This is a genomic window from Streptomyces phytophilus (genome assembly GCF_013870535.1).
Classification (GTDB): domain Bacteria; phylum Actinomycetota; class Actinomycetes; order Streptomycetales; family Streptomycetaceae; genus Streptomyces; species Streptomyces phytophilus.
The window spans coordinates 1-3,571 of sequence record NZ_JACBXC010000613.1; the positions used below are offsets into that span (position 1 = coordinate 1).

3 protein-coding genes are annotated in these 3,571 nt (G+C 70.1%); 1 reads left to right on the plus strand and 2 read right to left on the minus strand.

Annotated elements, in window-relative coordinates; all coding sequences use genetic code 11:
* The first annotated feature begins 161 nt into the window (after window positions 1-161).
* Window positions 162-677: a hypothetical protein gene (locus H5J30_RS22275; RefSeq protein ID WP_181789159.1), complete on the plus strand. Its 516-nt coding sequence runs from the start codon at window positions 162-164 to the stop codon at window positions 675-677.
* Window positions 678-912: 235 nt separating this feature from the next.
* Here the strand turns inward: H5J30_RS22275 and H5J30_RS22280 are convergent, their stop codons facing one another.
* Both H5J30_RS22280 and H5J30_RS22285 read right to left on the minus strand, forming a co-directional pair.
* A complete protein-coding gene (locus tag H5J30_RS22280) occupies window positions 913-2,337 on the minus strand; it encodes an endo-1,4-beta-xylanase (protein WP_181789160.1) in 1,425 nt (474 codons plus the stop codon).
* 225 nt (window positions 2,338-2,562) lie between these two features.
* The coding region (locus H5J30_RS22285) for an aldose epimerase family protein (protein ID WP_181789161.1) at window positions 2,563-3,571 on the minus strand (1,009 nt) is incomplete at its 5' end.

Consider the following 3,571-nt stretch of genomic DNA (forward strand, 5'->3'; position numbering starts at 1 on the left):
TCAGCGGCGGGGCGGCGGCGGCCTGCTGGTACGGCCCCCTGCTCACCTGGACGATCCTCGGCGGGCTGGCCGGCTACTCGCTGTCCGGCTCCGTTTGAACGCGGAACAGCGCGCACGCGCTTGCCTCGCCAGGTTGGCGGGCCGTTCATCGACAGACCACCGTGCTCGGGGTCTTCTCCACCGGGCTGCTGCTCGGCGCCCTGCTGTCGGCCACCGTGCTGTGGCTCGCCTCCGGGCTGGCCGCGCCGGTCCCGGCGGACTGGCGCGCCGGGGCGACGGCCGTCCTCGGGCTGCTCGCCGTCGCGCGCGACGCCGGGGTGCTGCGCCTGCGGCTGCCGCAGAACGCCCGGCAGGTCCCGCAGGACGTGCTGCAGCGCCATCTGGCGCGCGGCGCGCTGCAGTTCGGGTTCGAGTTGGGCACCGGGGTGCGTACCTACGTGTCGGCGACCCTGCCGTACGCCCTCGCGCTGGGAGTGCTGCTGGCCAACGACGCGGGCGTGGCACTCCTGGCCGGCCTGGGCTTCGCGCTGGGCCGCGCGGCCACCCCGGCACTCCGGTTCGCCTCCGGCACCGGCGAGGAGTGGGACGACCGGCTCCTGGCCCGCCTCCCCCTCCTCGGACTCGGCGCCGCGACGGTCGCGACGGCGGCCTGGACGGTACTGGCCCTGCGGGGGTAGGCACCGCCGCGCCGGCACTGACCTGCCGGTCCGGGCGCCGGTTCGTCAGGTCACAGTCGTGTTTACCGCATACGTCGTCGGCCGGACGCGGACCGGCAGTACACCTCTGGCCGCACAAGCCCTCGGCCGGCCGGGATTTCGGAGTGGAGCCAGGATCGTCCGGGCTCCACTCCGTGGTGCAGGCGTGTCACTGGAAGGTCTTCATCGGTTCACCCTTGGGCTTCGGGCAGGCCCCTCAGGTGCGGGTCCAGCGTTGGTTGCTGCCGTTCGAGCAGGAATAGAGCTGGATCCGGGCTCCGTTGGCGGTTCCGGCGGCGTCGAGGCAGAGGCCGGACTGAACGCCGACGATGGATCCGTCGGAGTTGAGGCGCCATTTCTGGTTGTCACCGCCCCAGCAGCCATAGATCTGAACTCTGGCGCCGCTGCCGGTGCCGGCCGCGTCCAGGCACTTGTTGCCGTAGACCCTCAGCTCGCCGGCGTCGGTGGAGGCCCATTGCTGATTGGTGCCGCTGTGGCAGTCCCATAGCTGGAGTTGGGTGCCGTCGGTGGTGCCGGCGTTCGGCACGTCCAGGCAGCGGCCCGAAGCGACGCCCTTGATCTGTCCGGAATCCCCGGGCGGTGTGGTGGAGTCGCCGTTGAGCGCGTTGAGGACGGCGGTGTACGCGGGCTTCTTGCTGCCGTCGCCGTTGAACAGCAGCGGCGTGTCCTGGGCCCTCCAGGAGTCGGTGTCGCGCACGCCCCAGACGGTGATGCCGAGGCAGCGCGCGACGGCCAGGCAGTCGTTGGTCACGTCGGCGTACGTCGTGGGCGAGGCGCCCTGGATGTCGAGTTCGGTGATGGCCACGTCGACGCCGAGGGCGGCGAAGCTCTGCAGGGTGGTGCGGAAGTTGCTGTTGTAGGGGCTGCCGCTGTTGAAGTGCGACTGGAAGCCGACGCAGTCGATCGGTACGCCGCGCTGCTTGAAGTCCCGGACCATCGCGTACACCGCCTGGGTCTTGGCCCAGGTCCAGTTCTCGATGTTGTAGTCGTTGTAGCAGAGCTTGGCCGCCGGGTCGGCGGCGCGCGCGGTGCGGAAGGCGACCTCGATCCAGTCGTTGCCGGTGCGCTGCAGGTTGGAGTCGCGCCGCGCTCCCGTGCTGCCGTCGGCGAACGCCTCGTTCACGACGTCCCACTGAGTGATCTTGCCCTTGTAGTGGCTCATCACGCCGTTGATGTGGTCGATCATCGCCTGGCGCAGCGTGCTGCCGCTGAGGCTCTGCATCCAGCCGGGCTGCTGGGCGTGCCAGGCAAGGGTGTGGCCGCGCACCTCCTTACCGTTCTGCACCGCCCAGTTGTGGACGCGGTCACCGGCGCTGAAGTTGAACTGGCCCCGCTGCGGCTCGGTGGCGTCGATCTTCATCTCGTTCTCGGCCGTCACCGAGTTGAACTCGCGGCTCGCGATCGACGTGTACGCCGAGTCGCCCAACCTGCCCGAGGCGATGGCGGTACCGAAGTAGCGGCCGCTCTGTGCCGCCGCGGCGCCGAGCGTGCTCTCGGCGGCGTTGGCGGGCGGCGGCGCGGCCAGCGTGGCGACCGCACCGAGGACGAAGACGACCAGCGCCGGCAGCAGGCCGCGGAGCTTCCGGCGGACAGCGGGTCCGGGATGGGCATACGAGCCCATGACTGTGCCTCCAAGGTAGAGATCACGGAAGGATTCGTTCGAAATCTCGAACTTCGGTCAGCCCCTCAGGCAAGGATGATTGAGGGATTGACGGTGGATCGTCAACACTTTCGCCAGAGAAAGTTTTCGTTCCTGGTTCGAAAATTTCGAAAGAGGGAACCGCCCCGGGGGAACGAGGGAGAGCCCCGCCCCGCGGGACGTGAGGTGTCTGCGGGGCGGGGAGGATCACTCCGTCGCGAAGGAGTGGACCGTGGTGGAGCGGTAGGTGTCGCCGGGGCGGAGGACCGTGCTGGGGAACGACGGCTGGTTCGGGGAGTCGGGGAAGTGCTGGGTCTCCAGGCAGAGGCCGTCGCCCTGACGGTAGACCCGGCCCGAGGTGCCCGCGAAGGACCCGTCGAGGAAGTTGCCGCTGTAGAACTGCAGGCCGGGCTCGGTGGTCCTGATGGTCATCGTGCGGCCCGAGGACGGCTCACGGACCGTGACGGCCTGCTCCGGGGCGCGGGTGACGCCCTTGTCCAGGACGAAGTTGTGGTCGATGCCCTTGCCGTACAACAGCTGCTCGTGGTCGTCGCGCAGGTCCGCGCCGACCTCCTTCGACCGCCGGAAGTCGAAGGGGGTGCGCGCGACCGGGGCCAGCTCGCCGGTGGGGATGAGGCCCTGGTCGACAGGGGTGTAGCGGGATGCGGCGATCCTCAGTTCGTGGCCGTGGACGTCGCCGCTGCCCTCGCCCGCGAGGTTGAAGTACACGTGGCTGGTGGGGTTCACGACCGTCGGCGCGGAGGTGGTGGCGGCGTAGTCGATCCGCCAGTCGCCGTCCGCGGTGAGGGTGTAGTCGACCCGGATGGCCAGTGCGCCGGGGTAGCCCATCTCGCCGTCGCCGCTGACGTAGCGCAGCGTCAGGCCCGTACCCGCCGCGGAGGTGAACGGCTCGACGTCCCACACCCGCTTGTCGAAGCCTCTGTCGCCGCCGTGCAGGCTGTGGTCGCCGTCGTTGAGCGGCAGATGGTACGTCCGGCCGTCGAGGGTGAAGCGGCCGCTGTCGATGCGGTTGCCGTAACGGCCGATGAGCGCGCCGAAGTACGGGCTGAGGGCGACGTAGTCGTCGAGGGCGCGGAAGCCCAGCGACACGTTGGCGTACCGGCCGCGGCGGTCGGGCAGTTCCAGGGACTGCACGATGCCGCCGTAGGACAGCACCCGCATCCGGGTACCGCCGTTGGCGAGCGTCCAGCGGTCC

Bases quoted from the DNA above. Each gene is read 5' to 3' on its own strand.
- H5J30_RS22280 (WP_181789160.1), bottom strand. From the start codon at position 2,337: ATGGGCTCGTATGCCCATCCCGGACCCGCTGTCCGCCGGAAGCTCCGC.